The sequence below is a fragment of the Campylobacter ornithocola genome (assembly GCF_013201605.1).
Lineage (GTDB): Bacteria > Campylobacterota > Campylobacteria > Campylobacterales > Campylobacteraceae > Campylobacter_D > Campylobacter_D ornithocola.
Genome location: NZ_CP053848.1, coordinates 1,440,451 through 1,457,053, shown reverse-complemented (window position 1 = coordinate 1,457,053; position 16,603 = coordinate 1,440,451). Strand labels below are relative to the sequence as shown.

General features: G+C 30.0%; 20 protein-coding genes. 14 read left to right on the top strand and 6 right to left on the bottom strand.

Translation table 11 applies throughout. The annotated features are described in order from the left end of the window. The first annotated feature begins 48 nt into the window (after positions 1–48). Genes CORN_RS07425 through CORN_RS07410 form a run of 4 tightly spaced genes read left to right on the top strand, consistent with a single transcriptional unit; the run spans position 49 to position 3,099 of the window. Complete coding sequence (locus tag CORN_RS07425; RefSeq protein WP_066008262.1) at positions 49–669, top strand: tetratricopeptide repeat protein; 621 nt, start codon at positions 49–51, stop codon at positions 667–669. Further along, positions 669–1,793, top strand: a complete 1,125-nt coding sequence (locus CORN_RS07420; protein ID WP_066008258.1) for an aminotransferase class I/II-fold pyridoxal phosphate-dependent enzyme — start codon at positions 669–671, stop codon at positions 1,791–1,793. Before CORN_RS07425 ends, CORN_RS07420 begins: the two co-directional genes overlap by 1 nt. Beyond that, a complete protein-coding gene (locus tag CORN_RS07415) occupies positions 1,790–2,416 on the top strand; it encodes a pimeloyl-ACP methyl esterase BioG family protein (protein ID WP_066008256.1) in 627 nt (208 codons plus the stop codon). The genes CORN_RS07420 and CORN_RS07415 overlap by 4 nt, the downstream gene beginning before the upstream one ends. Further along, positions 2,401–3,099 carry a methyltransferase domain-containing protein gene (locus CORN_RS07410; protein WP_245162292.1) on the top strand — a complete coding sequence of 233 codons (699 nt, stop codon included), beginning with the start codon at positions 2,401–2,403 and terminating at the stop codon, positions 3,097–3,099. Before CORN_RS07415 ends, CORN_RS07410 begins: the two co-directional genes overlap by 16 nt. Here the strand turns inward: CORN_RS07410 and blaOXA are convergent. The 4 genes from blaOXA to surE are packed head-to-tail and all read right to left on the bottom strand — an operon-like array spanning position 3,073 to position 5,689. Further along, positions 3,073–3,840, bottom strand: a complete 768-nt coding sequence (blaOXA, locus tag CORN_RS07405; RefSeq protein ID WP_066008252.1) for an OXA-493 family class D beta-lactamase — start codon at positions 3,838–3,840, stop codon at positions 3,073–3,075. The two genes, CORN_RS07410 and blaOXA, sit on opposite strands and share 27 nt — an antisense overlap. Beyond that, a complete protein-coding gene (locus tag CORN_RS07400) occupies positions 3,837–4,286 on the bottom strand; it encodes a GNAT family N-acetyltransferase (protein ID WP_066008250.1) in 450 nt (149 codons plus the stop codon). The genes blaOXA and CORN_RS07400 overlap by 4 nt, the downstream gene beginning before the upstream one ends. Further along, complete coding sequence (locus CORN_RS07395; protein WP_066008248.1) at positions 4,270–4,923, bottom strand: ThiF family adenylyltransferase; 654 nt, start codon at positions 4,921–4,923, stop codon at positions 4,270–4,272. Before CORN_RS07395 ends, CORN_RS07400 begins: the two co-directional genes overlap by 17 nt. After that, positions 4,916–5,689: a 5'/3'-nucleotidase SurE gene (gene surE / locus CORN_RS07390; RefSeq protein ID WP_066008246.1), complete on the bottom strand. Its 774-nt coding sequence runs from the start codon at positions 5,687–5,689 to the stop codon at positions 4,916–4,918. The genes CORN_RS07395 and surE overlap by 8 nt, the downstream gene beginning before the upstream one ends. 119 nt (positions 5,690–5,808) lie before the next feature. On the opposite strand from surE, the gene pepE reads away from it, so the two are divergent. Both pepE and dcuC read left to right on the top strand, forming a co-directional pair. Continuing rightward, complete coding sequence (gene pepE, locus CORN_RS07385; RefSeq protein ID WP_066008245.1) at positions 5,809–6,513, top strand: dipeptidase PepE; 705 nt, start codon at positions 5,809–5,811, stop codon at positions 6,511–6,513. A 9-nt stretch (positions 6,514–6,522) separates the two neighbouring features. Then, on the top strand, positions 6,523–7,815 hold the full coding sequence (gene dcuC / locus CORN_RS07380) for a C4-dicarboxylate transporter DcuC (RefSeq protein WP_066008244.1): 1,293 nt from the start codon (positions 6,523–6,525) through the stop codon (positions 7,813–7,815). A 24-nt stretch (positions 7,816–7,839) separates the two neighbouring features. On the opposite strand, the gene pepT is transcribed toward dcuC, so the two are convergent. After that, the gene (gene pepT / locus CORN_RS07375) at positions 7,840–9,066 is read right to left on the bottom strand and encodes a peptidase T (RefSeq protein WP_066008242.1); all 1,227 of its coding nucleotides are present in this window, start codon (positions 9,064–9,066) and stop codon (positions 7,840–7,842) included. A 163-nt stretch (positions 9,067–9,229) separates the two neighbouring features. On the opposite strand from pepT, the gene CORN_RS07370 reads away from it, so the two are divergent. The 4 genes from CORN_RS07370 to peb3 all read left to right on the top strand — a co-directional run bounded on the left by CORN_RS07370 (position 9,230) and on the right by peb3 (position 12,284). Next, positions 9,230–10,030 carry a cytolethal distending toxin subunit A/C gene (locus tag CORN_RS07370; protein WP_066008241.1) on the top strand — a complete coding sequence of 267 codons (801 nt, stop codon included), beginning with the start codon at positions 9,230–9,232 and terminating at the stop codon, positions 10,028–10,030. Between the two features lie 8 nt (positions 10,031–10,038). Then, positions 10,039–10,845, top strand: a complete 807-nt coding sequence (locus CORN_RS07365; protein ID WP_066008236.1) for a cytolethal distending toxin subunit B family protein — start codon at positions 10,039–10,041, stop codon at positions 10,843–10,845. A gap of 9 nt (positions 10,846–10,854) precedes the next feature. After that, positions 10,855–11,430, top strand: coding sequence for an RICIN domain-containing protein (locus CORN_RS07360; protein ID WP_066008234.1), 576 nt, complete (start codon positions 10,855–10,857; stop codon positions 11,428–11,430). A gap of 98 nt (positions 11,431–11,528) precedes the next feature. Then, entirely contained in the window at positions 11,529–12,284 is a 756-nt protein-coding gene (peb3, locus tag CORN_RS07355) for an AcfC family glycoprotein adhesin PEB3 (RefSeq protein WP_066008232.1), read from the top strand. 19 nt (positions 12,285–12,303) lie between these two features. Here peb3 and CORN_RS07350 read toward each other — a convergent pair whose 3' ends face one another. Beyond that, the gene (locus CORN_RS07350; protein ID WP_066008231.1) at positions 12,304–13,089 is read right to left on the bottom strand and encodes an ADP-ribosyltransferase; all 786 of its coding nucleotides are present in this window, start codon (positions 13,087–13,089) and stop codon (positions 12,304–12,306) included. A 233-nt stretch (positions 13,090–13,322) separates the two neighbouring features. On the opposite strand from CORN_RS07350, the gene lpxB reads away from it, so the two are divergent. Genes lpxB through CORN_RS07330 form a run of 4 tightly spaced genes read left to right on the top strand, consistent with a single transcriptional unit; the run spans position 13,323 to position 16,603 of the window. Next, a complete protein-coding gene (gene lpxB, locus CORN_RS07345; RefSeq protein WP_066008230.1) occupies positions 13,323–14,420 on the top strand; it encodes a lipid-A-disaccharide synthase in 1,098 nt (365 codons plus the stop codon). 9 nt (positions 14,421–14,429) lie between these two features. Next, positions 14,430–14,915 (top strand): transcription elongation factor GreA, encoded by a 486-nt coding sequence (gene greA, locus CORN_RS07340; protein WP_066008226.1) that lies wholly within the window; start codon positions 14,430–14,432, stop codon positions 14,913–14,915. A 3-nt stretch (positions 14,916–14,918) separates the two neighbouring features. Continuing rightward, positions 14,919–15,647 (top strand): UDP-2,3-diacylglucosamine diphosphatase, encoded by a 729-nt coding sequence (locus tag CORN_RS07335; RefSeq protein WP_094750311.1) that lies wholly within the window; start codon positions 14,919–14,921, stop codon positions 15,645–15,647. Then, positions 15,647–16,603 (top strand): chemotaxis protein, encoded by a 957-nt coding sequence (locus CORN_RS07330; RefSeq protein WP_066008225.1) that lies wholly within the window; start codon positions 15,647–15,649, stop codon positions 16,601–16,603. Before CORN_RS07335 ends, CORN_RS07330 begins: the two co-directional genes overlap by 1 nt.

The window sequence follows — 16,603 nt, the reverse complement described above, 5'->3', positions numbered from 1 at the left end:
ATATTTATATAATTAGCTTTTTTATTTTAAAATTTCAAAAGGAAAATAATGAAAAAAATATTAATTGTTCTAACAATTTTATTTTTAAATTTTGCATACTCACAAGAGGATTTGTTTTTAAAAGGACTTGAAGCTTATGTTAAAGACGATTACCCAATAGCTTTAAAATACTTTAAAAAAGCTTGCGATTTAAATGAAGGTAAAAGTTGCTATGGTCTTGGGCTTATGCATGAAAACGGAGATGGTTTAAAAAAGGATATTTTTAAAGCAGTTGAATTTTACAGAAAAGCTTGTGATTTAAATATTGGTGATGGTTGTCATCAACTTGGTATTTTATATGAGGATGGGCTTGGTGTAAAAAAGGACAATTTTAAAGCAGTTGAATTATTTAGAAAAGCTTGTGATTTAGGTAGTGAAAGTGATTGCGCTAATCTTGGTTTTATGTATGTAAATGGACAAGGTGTAAAAAAGGACAATTTTAAAGCAGTTGAATTCTTTAGAAAAGCATGTGATTTAAATAAAGGTGCGGGTTGTGTTAATCTTGGAGTTGCGTATGTAAATGGGCATGGTGTTAGAAAGGATCTTTATAAAGCTTTAGAATATTTTGGCAAGGCTTGTGATTTAAAAGATGACTTAGGTTGTCAAAACTACGCAAGGCTTAAACAATAATGCAAATTGCACAAATTTTAGATACATTAAAACAACAAGATAATTTTAGAATTCTACGCTCATTAAAACATGAGGGAAAATATGTTATTTATAATGAGCAAAAATTGCTGAATTTAGCGAGCAATGATTATCTAAATTTAAGCAATGAAAAAGCATTAAAGCAAGATTTTTTAACACATTTGAAAGAATTTGAATTTTCTAGTTCAAGTTCAAGAAGTTTGAGTGGAAACTATGCGATTTTTGATGAATTTGAAAGCTTTTTAGAAGCTAAATTAGGCAAAAAAATTTTGCATTTTAACAATGGTTATGCCTTAAATGTTAGCTGTTTGCAAGCTTTAGCAAGCATTAAAAATACTTTATTTTTAGCAGATAAACAAGTACATGCAAGTATCATCGATGGTTTAAGGCTTGGCGGGGCTAAATTTATAAGATTTAAACACAATGATATAAGGCATTTACAAAGCTTAGTGCAAAAACACCATAAAGAATTTGAAAATATCATCATCGCAAGCGAAGCTTTATTTAGTATGGATGGAGATTTTGCACCTATAAAAGAATTCATAAATTTAAAAAAAGAGTTTAAAAATATCAAAATTTACATTGATGAAGCGCATAGTGTTGGGTGTTTTGGAGATGATGGTTTGGGTTATGTGAAATTTTTGGGCTTAGAAAAGGAAGTGGATTTTTTAGTTTTTACCTTTGGTAAGGCCATAGCTTCCATGGGAGCTTGTATGATAAGTGATGAGAAAGATTTTTTTATCAACAAAGCAAGAGCTTTTATATACTCAACTGCTATTGCGCCCATCAATGTAGCTTGGACTTTGCATGTTTTTAAGCATTTACATGAATTTAACGCTCAAAGAAAAGAACTTTTAGAATTAAGCACTTGGTTTAAAAATGCTTTAGCAAGTAAAGGTGCAGTTTTAGGCGAGGCTTATGTGATATCTTTTATTTTAGGGCAAAATGCACTAGCTAGTGAAATTTCTCAAAAGCTTTTAGAAAATGGTGTTTTTGCACCTGCTATTAAAGAGCCAACCGTAGCTAAAAATACAGCTAGAATTCGCTTTTCTTTGCATGCTGGGCTAGTGAAAAAAGACTTAGAAAAGGTTTTGGAGGTACTTTGAAAACTCATTTCTTACATGAAAATGCAAATTCATCCGAGTTGATTTTATTTTTTTCAGGGTTTTGCTCACATTTTAGCCATTTTGCGCATTTAAAAAGTGATGTAAATGTTTTAATGGTGTATGATTATACGAGTTTTGGTTGGGAATTTGATCTTCATAAATTTGAAAAAATCACTCTTGTTGGCTTTTCTATGGGAGTTTGTGTAGCGAGTAAACTTTTAAAAGATATAAAATTTGATAAAAAAATAGCCATAAATGGCACAAATTTACCTATAAATGATGAATTTGGGATCAAAAAAGCCATTTTTAAACTAACGATAAAAAGATTTGCTTTAGAGGATTTTAAAGCAAATTTGCTTGAGAAAAGAATGAGTTTAAGTGATGAATTTTACTTTGAAAAAAACGAGCATTTAAAAGCAGAACTTTTAAGCTTATATGAGTTTTGCACTAAGGATTTAAATGAAAATTTCACTTGGGATAAAGCCATAATTAGCAAAGAGGATAAAATCTTTCCACCAAAGCATGCTTTTAATTTTTTCAAAAAAAAGGCAGTGTTTATCGATGAGCCACATTTTGCATTTTTTAAATACCACACTTGGGAAGCACTTTGCAAACTTTCATAAGAGCAAAAGACACTTATATCGTAAATACACCTGTGCAAAAAGACATGGCTAAAGAGCTTTGTAAAATACTTAATGAGAGTGATTTTAGCTATTTTGAAGCGGTGTTTGAGTTTGGCTGTGGGGTAGGGATTTTTAGTAAGGCTTTGCAAGAGTGTATTAAATTTAAGCATTATTTTTTAAATGATATTTATCCTTTTGAAAATCTTTGTAAATTTGATGAATTTGGCGTTTTTGATATGAATGAGCTTAAAAATCATCATTTTTATACGAAAAAATTTGATCTTATAGCCTCAAATGCTTGTATGCAGTGGCTAAAGATAGATGAGCTTTTAGAAAACCTTGCAAGCATGCTAAATAAAAACGGGATTTTGCTTTTTTCTACTTTTGGAGAAAAAAATTTCATTCAAATAAAGCAAAGCACTAATTTATCACTTGAATATTTAACTTTAGAGCAAATTAAGCAAAAGCTTTCTAAAAAATTTAAGATCATAAAAGCAAAAGAAGAATTAAAAGAGTTAAAATTTGATCATACTTTAGAACTTTTTAGACATTTGAAATTAAGCGGGGTAAATGCTTTGGGTAATAAATTTTTCATAAGCAAGGCATTTTTAAAAAACTATGAAAAAGAATTTCAAAATACCTTGACTTATCATCCTTTATTTTTTATGTGTCAAGTTTATTAAATTTGATAGATATTTTTTTGCTAATTCTTCTCTTAGATAAAGTTTGTTAAAATCACTTGTATTCATGCATAAAGCAAAAGCATAAATTTGATGAGTTTTTTTATCTTTTATAAAACCTACGATTTGTCCATATCTTTCTTTACCCCAGCCTGTTTTTGCAAAAAACTCATAATGGTCATTTTCACTAAGTTTTATTATATTGATAATTTCTTTTTGTATATTTTTAGGATAATCTAGTGCTAAATTTGCAAGTTTGAAAAGTAAAGTGGATTGCTCTTTAAGACTAATTTGCAAAGAATCATCAAGCCAAAATTCATCGATTTTACTTATTTTTTGATTACCATAGTTAAGTTTATCTAAATTTTTTTGCATTTTTTCTAAGCCTATTTTTCTAGCTAGTTCCTTATAAGCAGGAGCTTGAGATCTTTGCATAGCTAGGGCTAAATTTGCGTCATTTTTCCAAGAGGGTAAAAATACTTTTTCGCCTTTGTAATGATAAAAAATCTCATTAGTATTTTTCACAACGGCTTCATTAAGTGCGATTAGGGCATTAAAAATTTTAAAAGTAGAGGCAGGTAAAATGCGTTTGTTTGCTTTTGTAAAATCATTGCTATAATAATCTTTGCCATCATAAGCTATAAAAACTCCACTTTCATTGTAATCTTTAAAAAGATTTTCTAAATTTTCATTTGCCAAAACAAAAGAGCAAAAAAGACTAAAAAGCAAAAGTAATTTTTTCAATTTATTTCCTTTTTCATTAAAAAATTTTTCAATTCTTGTTGATCTCTTATAGCAATGTTTTCTTTGATGATTTTAAATCCTGCTTTTAAAAAGAAATTTTTAGCACTAAGGCTAGCAAAAGTATAAATTTCACTATAAGGGTAGTTTTTAAGAGCAAATTCTAATAAAGCTTTGCCATAACCTTGATGAGCATAGTTTCCATGAGTAAAGCAAAGATCGAGTGTTTTTTCTTCTAAATTTATACTTATAAAAGATATGATTTGGCCTTTTTCTTCATAAACAAAGCCTAGTTGATTTTGAAATTTTTCTTCCCAAACTTTTTGGTCTATATTAATCCATGCATGAATTTGCTCTTTTGTATAATCATTTTTACAAAGAGTGGATACGCTTTGCTTAAAAAGCTTGATGCAAGAAGCTAAGTCTTTTATATCAAGCTTTCTTATCAAGCACTTTCCTTAAAGCCAAAGAAGCTAAAGCAAGTCCAAAAGAGGCTGTCACACCCATAAATGAGCCAAGATCTTTACAATGAGCTTCTTCATCTGAAAATACCACATCAAAATCCCCTTTAAAGCCTGATTTTCTAAGCTCATAACGGAATTTTTTAGCTAAAGCATCGCCATGTGTTTTAAATATGCTTGTCGTTTTAATACGCGTTGGATCAAGCTTTCTAGCTCCACCAGTTGATGAGATAAAAATTTGCTTTTTTAAATCAACTAAATTAGCCAAAGCGACCTTAGCAGGTATATCATCAATCGCATCAATGATTAAATCAAATTCGCTTAGATCAAAACTTTTCAGAAACTCATCATCGATTTTACTAACTATACCTTTGGCATTATAAATACGTTCAAAAACCTTAGCTTTTTCCTCGCCTATATTTTCGCTATGAAGTTGGCGGTTTTGATTAGTAGTTTCAAATTTATCCGTATCGATTAAGGTCAGATTGCTAAAGCCGCTTCTAAAAAGTGCATCAACACAAATTCCGCCAACTCCACCCAAACCACAAACTAAAACTTTGGTATTTTGAAATTTAATAAAATTTTCTTCATTAACAAGCCATTTTATACGCGTGTATCTATCCATTTTTCATCCATTTTTTGAGATTTTTCATTTGTTTATAAGCTGTTAGATCAAGCATTATAGGTGTGATCGTAGCATAACCTTGTTTTAAAAGTGCTATATCTGAGTCTTTTTCATTTTCATGGTCAAGATTAGCAGCGGCTAGCCAGTAGTATTCTACACCTCTTGGATTTGTATTTGAATGTGCTTCATAACTATAAATTCTTTTACCTGCCTTGCAAATTTTTAAGCCTTGAAAGGTTGTTTTATTTGAAGGAAAGTTGATATTTAAAAATTCTTTTTTATCTAGAGGAAAGCCTTTTTCAAAGATATTTTTGACTATTTTTTTAGTAAGTTTTAAAGCAAGTTTATAATTAAGCTCTTTTTGGCTATCTTTGTAAAATTGTGATAAAGAAATAGCAGGAATTCCATGAAGTACTGCTTCCATGGCACCCGCACAAGTTCCTGAGTAGGTTATATCCTCGCCTACATTAGCACCTTTGTTAATCCCACTTATCACAAGATCAGGCAAACGCTTTTTATATAAAGCATGCAAAGCAAGATAAACACAATCAGCAGGTGTGCCATCATCAAGCTTGTAAAATCTTTTGCCAACTTTGTAAAATCTTAAAGGTTTGGTTAGTGTTATAGAGTGCGAGCATGCTGATTTTTCACTAGCAGGAGCTACTATGGTGATTTTAGCTTTAAAATGCTTTCTTAGCATTTTAATAAGTTTTTTTAATCCTTCACTTTCATAGCCATCATCGTTTGTTATTAAAATTTCTTTCATGTTTATTCCTTTTTTAAATTTTAACACAAGTAATACAATATTTTTATTATTAAATTGTTTTTTCATTTTTTAAATATTAAAATTATAGTTTTTGATTAATTTTTTAAAAGGAAAGAATGATGTCAAAACTTTTACTTTTTAGTGCTTCTGGCTATAAAGAAAGTGCATATTTAAGTCATACTAGAGAATTTATAGATGATTTTTTAAAAGAAAATTTTATGATTGATGAAGAAATTCTTTTTATACCTTACGCAGGAGTTAGAAGGACTTATGATGCTTATGAGGCTAAGGTAAAAGAAGGCTTAAAAAAAGATAATATTAAATCTTTACATTGTTTTGAAAATTTAAAAGAAGCGATTTTAAATGCAAAAGTTTTTTTAGTAGGTGGAGGTAATAGCTTTATGCTTTTGCATAAATTATATGAAAATGATTTACTTGAAGTTTTAAAAGAGCGTATTAAAAAAGGAGCTTGTTATATAGGTTGGAGTGCAGGTTCGAATATAGCAGGACTTAGTATAAAAACAACTAATGATATGCCTATCGTTATGCCAAAAAGTTTTGATAGTTTAGGAATCTTTCCTTATCAAATCAACCCTCATTTTATTAGTGGAAAATTTCCTGGACATAATGGAGAAAGTAGGGAAGAGCGTTTAGAAGAGTTTTTACTAACTAATCCAAAAGATATTGTTTATGCTATACCGGAGGGTTCTGCATTAAAAGTACAAGATGATAGCTTGAAAATCATAGGCTATCATGATGTGTTAAAGCTTAGCTATCCTTTTAGTATAGAGTATTTAAAAGTCAATCAAATAACTAAAATCTAAAGGAGAAAAATGCAAACTTTTTATCTTTTAGCTGCGATTTTTGGTATTGTGGCTGTGGTTTATTTGCTTATTAAAAAAGTAGAGACAAAAACAGCTTTAATTAGCGTTGGTTTTATTTTGTGCTTGGTTTCATTTAAACCTATTGAAGCTTTGAGTGCTTTTACTCATGCTATGGTGCAACCTGCTTTGATTAAAGCAATTTGTGCAAGCATGGGCTTTGCTTTTGTGATGAAAGTGACTAAGTGTGATAAGCATTTGGTTAGATTACTTACAACACCTTTGAAAAATGTAGGATTTTTCTTGATCCCGCTCGCTTTTATGGTGACTTTTTTTATCGCTATAGCTATACCTTCAGCAGCAGGGTGTGCAGCAGCAGTTGGTGCGACTTTAATACCGCTTTTAATGGCTTCAGGTATAAAGCCTGCCATGGCAGCATCAACAGTGCTTTGTGGAACTATAGGAGGAATTTTAAGTCCAGGTGTTTCTCATACTGCTTTGATTTCAGAAATTTCTGGAAAAAATATACAAGAAATTGTCTTAACTCAAACTCCAAATGCATTAACCGCAGGAGTGATAGTGATGATTTCTTTGATGATTATGGCAATAGTTTTTAAAGATTATCAAAAAGGGCAAGTTTTTGAAGTAGCTAATCAAAATAAAGTTGAAGATAATATCGAAAAAGTAAATGTGTTTTATGCACTTATGCCTTTAGTACCTTTGGTTGTTTTAATCATAGGTGCAAGTCCTTTGCATAATTATGAGTTTTTAGTATGGACAAAACAAGTTGGAGTTGCTGAAGCTATGCTCTTAGGTGCAATCATAGCTTTGGTAGTAACCATGAGTAAACCTGATAGCATTTTTAAAGAGTTTTTCAATGGTATGGGGAAATCTTATGCAGAAATTATAGGAATTATTATAGCAGCTAGTGTTTTTGTTGCAGGTTTAAAAGCATGTGGGGTGATTGATATCATCATAGAATGGCTTAAAAACGAACAGCATTATGTGCGTTTTGGTGGAACCTTTATACCATTTTTAATGGCTATGGTTACAGGTAGTGGTGATGCTGCTGCTATGGCATTTAATAAGGCTGTAACTATTCATGCTCAAGATCTTGGTTTTGATCAAGTTAAACTTGGTACTGCAGTGGCAATGTCAGCAGTGCTTGGAAGATACCTTTCGCCTATTTTAGGAGCTTGTATTATCGTTTCAGCTATAGCAGGAGTAAGTCCTTTAGAAATTGTTAAAAGAACTGCTTTAGGTTGTGTTGTTTCAGTAGTTGTAATCGCTTTTGTGCTATTATAAATTTAAGCCTTTTAAGGCTTAAATTTATTTTGCAGCTAGAATGATGATTTCTTGTATTACTTTGCTTGCTACTTTTAAAGATTTAACAGGTAAATACTCATAAATAGAGTGAAAATTATGTGCTCCGGTAAAGATATTTGGACAAGGCAGGCCTTTTTCTGAAAGCACCGCTCCATCATATCCTCCACGCATAGGAATGATTTTAGTTTTGATATTTAAATTTTCATAAGCTTGTAAGGCAAGTTTAATAGGTAAAGATTCGGTTGTTTTTAGACTATTAAAGACATTTTTATAACGATCGTTAAGCTTAATGTTAATTCTTTCTTCTCCGTATAGCTTTTTAAAACTATCGCTTAAATCTTGTAAAAATTGCATTCTTTGTTTGTATTTTTCATCATCAAATTCTCTAATGTCTATTTTTAAAGTAGTTTTAGCACTATTTCCTTTAAGTTCTTTAACCCAAAAATATCCTTCTTTGTTTTCCGTATATTCAGGTGCTTCGCCATTTGGAAGCATAGAGATAAATTTATGTGCCAAAAGTAAAGAATTAACTAATTTTCCTTTGGCACTCATAGGATGAGCAGACTTTCCTGTAAATTCTACTTCACAATCTCCTGCATTCCAATTTTCATAAATAAACTCTCCAATCTCACAACAATCTAAACAATACCCAAAATCAGCATCAATTTCCTTTATATTAAAAGCTTTTGCTCCTCTTAAACCCTGCTCTTCATCAGGTAAAAAGCAAGCATAAATATCACCATGTTTAATATCAGGATTTTTTACAAAAAACTCAAGCATATCCATAATAGCTGCAATGGCCGCTTTATCATCAGCTCCAAGTAAACTTGTGCCATCAGTGTGAATGATATCATCTCCTATATAGTTTTTAAGCTCTTTAAATTCGCTTTCTTTTAGATAAAGATCTAAGTTTTTATTTAAGCATATATCTCCACCTTGATATTTAGTAATTTGTGCTTTGGTATCATTGGTTTGCTCCATACTTGTGTCTAAATGTGCGAAAAAGGCTATTTTTGGGGCATTTGGAGTATTGGCTGGTAAAAGGGCTGTGGTAATAGTATTTTCTCTTCTTTTTATATCTTTTAAACCTAACTCTTGTAGTTCTTTTTCGAGTAATTTTGCAAGTTCCATTTGATTAGGACTCGATGGCATAATACCTTTAGCACCATTTTCTCTACTTGTAGTGGTGTTAATCTTGGTGTAGTTTATAAATCTTTGAACAATATCCATAATTTTTCCTTTTGTATTAAAAATTAATAAATTATAACAATTCATTTTTTAAATATTTTATAAAATTAATAATATTTTATTAAATGATATTTTTTATCAAAATTATTTAAAAATTATGTTAATATATTTATATTTTAAGATTTAAAAAATTAAGGATGGAAGTATGCAAAAAATTAATTTTATAATGATGTTTAGCATATTTATGCTGTTTTTTACGGCATGTTCTTCTAAGGAGCAACTTAATCCTTTAGGGCGTTCTTTTGGTGCTATAAATGATAGTGATCCTTTAAAAATAGGTAAAAATCCAATACCACCTGTAAAACAAAAAAATCCAACTTTGGTTGATGGTTCTGATTTGGTTCCTCAGATTCCATTGCAACCACCTTTGATTAAAACAAATACTTTTAAAGGTGATAATGCTTTAAAAGGTCCCTTGCCAAGACTAAAAAGCGAAAAACAATTTAATGATGTTGCTGTTTTTGAAAACAGAGGTTTTCCGAGTGATTTTGTAACTATTATGAATCCAAATGGAGCAGCTTTAACTGTATGGGCTTTGGCGCCTGGAAATTGGATTTGGGGTTATAGTTTGTATAATAGCAAACCATTTGGTGATGCTAGAGTTTGGCAGTTGATAGAATTTCCTAATGATATGGTTGTGATTAAGAATGTTAAAACAAATACTTGTTTAAATGCGTATGGAAATGGAATAGTGCATTATCCTTGTGATCAAAGCAATCATGCACAATTTTGGAAATTATTTCCTATGAGTAATGGAGCTTATCAAATACAAAATTTTGCTACACAACAATGTATACAAACGCCAATTTCTAATGTAATGAAAGATTTTAGTTTTAGTTTTTTTAACATTTATTTGACAAATTGCTTGAAATCTGGAGAGAAAAATTTAGATAGACAATGGTATATAACAGTACCTACTTTTACAGCTAAAAGACCTTATAGATAGGAGTTAATATGAAGAAAATATTATTTTTGGTTTTTATTATCAATTTAACTTTTGGGGCTTTAGAAAATTATAATGTCGGAACTTGGAATTTGCAAGGTTCTTCAGCTGCCACTGAAAGCAAATGGAATATAAGCATTAGACAGTTAATAAGCGGTGATAATCCTTTGGATATTTTAGCTGTTCAAGAAGCAGGGGTTTTACCGACTACTGCAGTTATGACTCCAAGGCAAGTTCAGCCTGTGGGAGTGGGAATTCCCATACACGAGTATGAATGGAATTTAGGGACTTTATCCCGTCCAAATAATGTTTTTATATATTATTCAAGAGTGGATGTTGGTGCAAATCGTGTAAATATGGCAATAGTTAGTAGAATTAGAGCTGATGAGGTTATAGTATTGCCACCACCAACTGTTGTGTCTCGTCCTATAATAGGAATTCGTATAGGGAATGATGTATTTTTTAGTGTACATGCTTTAGCAAGAACTGGTAACGATGCTGGTGCTATAGTAAATGCAGTTGATATGCATTTTAGAAATATGCCACAAATTAACTGGATGATTATGGGTGATTTCAATAGAACTCCTAGCGATTTAGTTTCTATATTAGATACTGGAGTAAGATCGCGTATAAATATAGTATCACCTCCATCTTTTACGCAAACAAGCGCACAAAGAGTTATAGATTATGCCGTTACTGGAAATTCAGATACAACAAGGCTTTACAATCCTCCTGCAATACTTGCAGTTTTAGCTTTAGCTGGTCTTCGAACTTTTTTAGCATCTGATCATTTTCCAGTAAATTTTAGAAGATTTTAGGAGATTATTGTGAAAAAATTATTAATTACATTTTTTGCATTGTTGAATATTTCATATGCCATAGATCCTTCTCAAGGAGATTTGCCTGACTTTACCCCTATGTTTGCTATAAGATCTTTAGAAACTGGAATTTCTTTAAGCCCTTTTAGAGAGACTTCTTCTAAATTAGAAGATCAAAATTGGATTTTAAAAGAAATAATTTTAAGTGATGATTTAAAAAAGAAGGATGAGTTGGCAGAAGATTTGCCTTTTGGGTATGTTCAGTTTATACACCCAAGTGATGATGATCTTTGTTTGGCTATTTTAGAAAGTGGTTTTTTTGGTACTAAATCTTGCTCAAGTGACCTAAATGACGCTAAATTAGAAACTGTTTTTTCTATAATGCCAACTACAACTCCTGCTGTTCAAATTAGATCTTTGGTTGAAGGTGGTAGAGAGTGTATGGTAACATTTTTCAATCCAAATGTTCCCATAGAAAATCGTTTTGGCATACAACCTTGTACTTTAGACCCGGCATTATTTTTAGATTTAAATGAGCTAATGTTTTTTACTCCAGCAATAGTAGAAGCAACTCCGCTTTATTAACTTGTTTACTAACTAGACAAGTTAATTTTTGTATTTGTTGTAGCGGATTAATTTTTAAATCGTATAATTTCACTCTTAATTTAATTTTAGGAGAAATAATGAAAAAAATTCTTAGCTTATTTAGTGCTTGTGTGATTTTTGTTAGTTTAGCAAATGCAGATATTAATCTTTATGGACCAGGTGGCCCGCATACTGCTTTAAAAGATGTAGCATCTAAATATAGCGAAAAAACAGGAGTGAAAATTAATGTAAATTTTGGACCACAAGCTACTTGGTTTGAAAAAGCTAAAAAAGACGCGGATATTTTATTTGGTGCTTCAGATCAATCTGCATTAGCAATAGCTAGTGATTTTGAAAAAGACTTTGATGTAAATAAAATTAAGCCTTTATATTTTAGAGAAGCAATTATTTTAACTCAAAAAGGAAATCCTTTAAAGATTAAAGGTTTAAAAGATTTAGCTGATAAAAAAGTAAGAATTGTTGTGCCAGAGGGTGCTGGAAAAAGCAATACTTCAGGAACGGGTGTTTGGGAAGATATGATAGGAAGAACTCAAAATATCCAAACTATTGCTAATTTTAGATCAAATATTGTTGCATTTACTCCAAATAGTGGTAGCGCTAGAAAACTTTTTGCTGAAAATAAAGCCGATGCTTGGATAACTTGGATTGATTGGTCAAAAAGCAATCCAGATATAGGAACAGCAGTAGCTATTGAAAAAGATTTAGTAGTATATAGAACCTTAAATGTGGTTGCTAAAGAAAATTCAAGCAAAGAAGTACAAGATTTTATAAACTATCTAAGCAGTGATGAAGTAAAAGAAATTTTTGAAAAATATGGCTGGAGAAAAAACTAATATTGGCACAATGCCAATATTAGTTTTTAGGTTGTTTTAAATTATCTACTTTCTCTTCTATACAAGTTTTGCCTTCTTGACAAGGTGGAGACATTTTTGCAAAGATAGTTAATCTTGTATAATCTTGTGATAATTCATATTTCTCTATGGTTAAAATTCTATTTCTTGGAAATAATAACTCATATTGATCCGGAGATCCTGCTAATTCTTTAAGCGAAACAAACATAACGTCAGAATATTTAGGTACTTTTATAACTAATTCTATTGGACGGGTTTGAAAAACACTATTTCGAATAGCCGTTGTTGACATAAATCCATAATCTTTGTATTTTTTATGATTGATAATTTCTAAATAAGAAGCAGATTTTTTGGTAAATTTTCCATTTTGGTAAATTTTTTTAAATAAATCTTTATCTATTAGTTTAAGCAAAAATCCAAGATTTTCATAACGATAAACTTGAAGATTTTCAAACACTATAGTTTTTGATAGAGCTTTATCTAATCTTGAGATCATATCTTTTTGTTTTTCATCTAAAGAAGATATAGAAAATCCATTTCTTAATTTACCATTGATTACTACAAAATCCCCAAAGGTATATTGATAAATTATGTTTTTTTCATCTTTAGATAGCTTTAATCCGCTATATAAATTTTGCCACCAAGACACTACTTCGTTACCACTGGAAAATTTTCTATATTTTTCTTGAGGCGTATCTTGAAAAGAAAAATCAAGATTATCTTGTGCCAATGAAAAAGTTTTAAAACTTATCAGACTTACAAATAATAAAAAAATTATTTTTTTCATTTTTTTCTCCTTGAAATTAAAATAATCACACAAATTATATCGGGTAAAATAAGATAATAATTATCATAATTAATTATTTTTTTAATTATTTTCTATTTGTTGCTATTTTAATAGTATTAATTTATATTTTTAGTATATTTTGCTAGAATTGAAAATAAATCTTACAATTATGAATTATTGCTTGTATTTTATATAATTAAAGATCAGATAAAAATAATATTAAGTTAGGTAATATGAAATTTTTTTTAGTTTGTGCGTTAGAACCATCGGCAAATTTGCATTTAAGAGAAGTTTTAAAAGCTTACAAGAAAGAGTATAAAGAATTTGATTTGATTGGAATTTATGATGAGAGTTTATGCGAAGAGTTTAACTTAAAATCCAAACCATTATATAGCTCACATGAATTTAGCGCTATGGGTTTTATAGAAGTTTTACCACTTATTTTTAAGGCAAAAAAAGCTATCAAAGAACTTGTAAATTTAAGTCTTACCCAAAAAATTGATGCGATTTTGTGCATAGATTCTCCTGCTTTTAATATACCTTTTGCGAAAGCTTTAAAAAAGGCAAATTCTAAAGTAAAAAGAATTTATTATATCTTACCTCAAGTCTGGGCTTGGAAAAAAGGACGCATTCCTATTATAGAAAACCATTTTGATATTTTAGCTTCTATTTTGCCTTTTGATGAGAAATTTTTTAGTAAAAGTATTTATGTGGGTCATCCGCTTTTAGATGAGATTAAAGAATTTAAAAATCAAGATGATATAAATAATATACTTTCAAAAAAAGATGATGAAAAAATAATAGCTTTTTTGCCAGGCTCAAGAAAAAGTGAGATAAAGCGCTTGATGCCTATTTTTAAAGATTTAAGCATAAAATTTAAAGGTAAAAAGATACTTTGTGTACCTGAGTTTAATCTTAAAAGGTTAAATCTTTATGGAGATGTGAGTGAATTTGAAATTCAAACTAACGCTCCAAAGGTGCTTAAATATGTAGATTTTGCTTTTATTTGTAGTGGCACAGCTACGCTTGAAGCAGCTTTAGTTGGCACGCCTTTTGTACTTGCTTACAAGGCTAAAGCTATAGATATTTTTATAGCTAAACTTTTTGTAAAATTAAAACATATAGGTCTTGCAAATATTTTTTTAGATTTTGCAGGTAAAAATGAACTTAATCCTGAATTTTTGCAAGAGCAAGTAAGTGTAGAAAATTTATATCAAGCTTATCTTAAATACGATTATAAGGCATTTTTTGATAAAGTGAGCTTTTTAAAAGAATATTTGCAATTTGCAAGTGCAAAAAATTTAGCTAAAATACTTTATGAAATCAAATAAGGATAAATTATGCAAAAAGAACCTATGAGTAAATATGGTTATGAGAAATTAGAAAAAGAATTGGAATACCTAAAAAAAGTTGAACGCCCAAAAGTAGTAGAAGAAATAGACATAGCAAGATCTCATGGGGATTTAAAAGAAAATGCAGAATATCACGCAGCTAGAGAAAAACAAGCTTTTATAGAAGGCAAGATAGCTGAGCTTGGAGACTTAATCTCAAGAGCACAAATTATTGATCCAGCTTCTTACGAACACGATAGTGTGAAATTTGGTTCAACTGTTGTGGTGGAAGATTTAGAAAGTGAAAAACAAAGCACTTATACTTTAGTAGGAGTAAATGAGGGAAATTTGGAAAAAGGTTATATTTCCATTAGTTCGCCTATTGCTAAGGCAATGCTTGGTAAAAAAGAAGGAGATGACTTTAAAGTGCGTTTGCCAAAAGGCGAGAGTGAATTTGAAATAATCTCTATAGAGTATAAAGCTTTGGAATTTTAATTTTTGCAAAAAATAATTATAAAAGAAAATGCAATTTTCATAGCAGACGCACATGAAAATGAAAATAGACGTGGTTTTTGGGAGTTTTTACAAGCCCTAAAAGATAAAAAACTCCAAACTCCGCAACTTTTTTTAATGGGTGATATTTTTGATCTTTTAATTTATGAAGTAAAAGCAACTCATGATTTTGCAAAAGCTTATATAGACTTACTTGAAGAACTTGCTCATGAAATTGAAATCATTTATTTAGAAGGCAATCATGATTTTAATCTATCTAAATTTTTTAAAAATGTTAAAGTTTTTAGTGTAGAACAACAGCCTTTACTTTGTGAATTTCAAGATCATACACCGGTAAAATTAGCCCATGGGGATATTTTTTTAAAACCTTTTTTACAATTTTGCTTAAAAAGTTTGAGAAATTATTATTTACTACTTTTTTTAAATTTTTTAAATGTTATTAGTAAAGAAAAAATTACTCAAAAAATTTTAAAAAATCAAAATAAAAAACAACTTATTAGAAAAATTCCTCATTTTTCTGCTTTGGTAAAAGAACGCATAAAATGCTATAACACAAGCTTTGTAATCGAAGGACATTATCATCAAGATGTGTTTTTAGAATATGAGAATACAAAATATTTAAATTTAGCTACTTTTGCATACAAGGAAAGTTTTTTTGTAGTAAAATATGAGTCAGAAATCAGATTTCACAAAATAGAACTTAAGGAGGCATAATGTTTGATGAGAATGTCGTTAAAACAGGTTCAAATGAAATGGAACTTGTTGATTTTCGCATCTTTAAGCAAGGCCAGGATAAAGTCTATGAGGGAATTTATGGTGTAAATGTTTCTAAAGTTAGAGAAATTATTAAAATTCCTTTTTTGACTGAAATTCCAGGAGTACCTGACTATGTGGAAGGTATTTTTGATCTTCGCGGGGTAGTAATTCCTGTGATCAACCTAGCAAAGTGGATGCAAATTCAAGAACCAGAAATGACGAATATAAAACCTAGAGTTATTATTACTGAATTTAGCAATGTATTGATTGGTTTTATTGTTCATGAAGCAAAAAGAATTCGTAGAATTAACTGGAAAAATATTGAACCAGCTACATTTGCTACAAGTGCGGGTAGTTTAGATAAAAGTAAAATTACAGGTGTAACTAAAATCGAAGGTGATGAGGTTTTACTCATTTTAGATTTGGAAAGTATAGTACAAGAGCTTGGAATTTATACTCCACAAACTGATATTGAAGATGATAAAATTCAAAAAATAGAAGGTATAGCATTGGCATTAGATGATAGTTCTACTGCTAGAAAACTTGTTAAAGATCTTCTTAATAAAATTGGTTTAAAAGTTGTTGAAGCAAAAGATGGAGTAGAAGGATTACAAAAACTAGAAGAGCTTTATAATACTTATGGCGCAGAAGAACTACATAAACATCTAAAAATTATTGTGAGTGATGTTGAGATGCCTCAAATGGATGGTTTTCATTTTGCTGCAAAAGTAAGAGATGATGAGAGATTTAGAAATATTCCTATCGTGTTTAATTCTTCTTTATCAAATGAGTTTATGAGTGATAAAGGTGTTAGAGAAGCAGGAGGAGAGGGATATTTAGTTAAATTTAACGCAAGTGATTTCTTTGCTGAAATTTCTCGTGTTATTAAAAAGCATGAAAAAGGTGAGGAGTAA